The sequence below is a fragment of the Streptomyces sp. MUSC 14 genome (genome assembly GCF_001866675.1).
In the GTDB taxonomy this organism is placed as follows: Bacteria; Actinomycetota; Actinomycetes; order Streptomycetales; family Streptomycetaceae; genus Streptomyces.
This window is the reverse complement of record NZ_MLYN01000156.1, coordinates 1-1,328: the sequence shown is the minus strand read 5'-3', so window position 1 is coordinate 1,328 and position 1,328 is coordinate 1. Positions and strand designations below refer to the sequence as shown.

1 protein-coding gene is annotated in these 1,328 nt (G+C 67.8%); it reads left to right on the top strand.

Annotated features, from left to right (window positions below; translation table 11 throughout):
- Positions 1 to 1,328, top strand: a 1,328-nt coding sequence (locus BIV25_RS46095; protein ID WP_256257235.1) for a condensation domain-containing protein, incomplete at both ends; no start/stop codon positions are given.

The following is a 1,328-nucleotide window of genomic DNA, read 5'->3' as shown; positions in this document are numbered from 1 at the left end:
CCGCTTCGGCAAACTCGCCAAGGTATGGCCGGCGACCCCGGCACAGTCCGGGCTGCTGTTCCACTCGATGCTCGTCGGATCCACGTTCGACGCCTATCACATGCAGCTGGTGTTCCATCTGTCCGGCCGGGTCGACCCGGAGCGGATGCACCGGGCCGGACAGGCGCTCCTGGACCGCTACCCCGCCCTGCGCGCGGCCTTCGTCGACCGGGCCGACGGCGAACTCGTCCAGGTGATACCGGAGTCGGTGACCCTGCCCTGGCAGCACCTCGACCTGACCACCGTCGACGAGCCCGAGCGCACCGACACCTTCGAGCGATTCCTGGAGCAGGACCGGGCTGCCCACTTCGAGAAGGACACTCCACCGCTGATGCGGCTGTCCCTCGTCGTCGTTCAGCCCGAGCGGGCCGAACTCGTGCTGACCGCCCACCACGTACTGTTCGACGGCTGGTCCACGCCCCTGCTCATGCAGGACCTGCTGCTGCTCTACGCCGCCGACGGCGACCCGACCGGTCTGCCCATCACCCCTGACTACGACGACTTCCTCGCCTTGTACACCCGCCAGGACCACGAGGAGTCCGCACGGGCGTGGGCGGCCGAACTCGACGGTGTGCAGGAACCCACACTGCTCGTGCCGCGCACAGGAGCCCAGCATGATTCCGCGGGCATCGGGAATCTCGAAGTGGCCTTCGACGACAAGCACGGCCTGTCCCGGCTGGCCGCGCGGTTCGGTGTCACGCTCAACAGCCTGGTCCAGGGGGCCTGGGCGGTGCTTCTCGCCAACCTCACCGGGCGCTCCGACATCGTGTTCGGCGCCACCGTGTCCGGGCGCCCGCCCGCCGTGAAGAACGTCGACGACATGGTAGGGCTGTTCATCAACACCATCCCGGTCCGGGTGCGCTGCGAGCGGCAGATCACCTTCGCCGACCTGCTCACCGAATTGCAGAACCGACAGGCCGCCTTGCTCGATCATCACCACCACAGCCTCGCGGAGATCCAACAGGCCACTGGGCTGAGCGCGCTGTTCGACACGATGGTTGTGTTCGAGTCGTTCCCCGTCGACCGGGAAGCCATCTTCGAGGCCAACTCCTCAGCCGGTGTCGCCATCACCGGGCTGCGCCCCTTCGCGGGCTCGCACTACCCGGTCATGTTGGCCGCCGCGGCCGAACCGCAGCTGCAGATGGCCCTGCAGTACCAACAGGACCTGCTGGACCAGGATGCGGCAGCCGACATCGCCGCCCGGTTCGTGCGGGTCCTGGAGCAGGTGGTCGCTGATCCGTCGATGCCGATCAGCACGATCGAGGTGCTGGGGCAGGACGAGCGGGAGT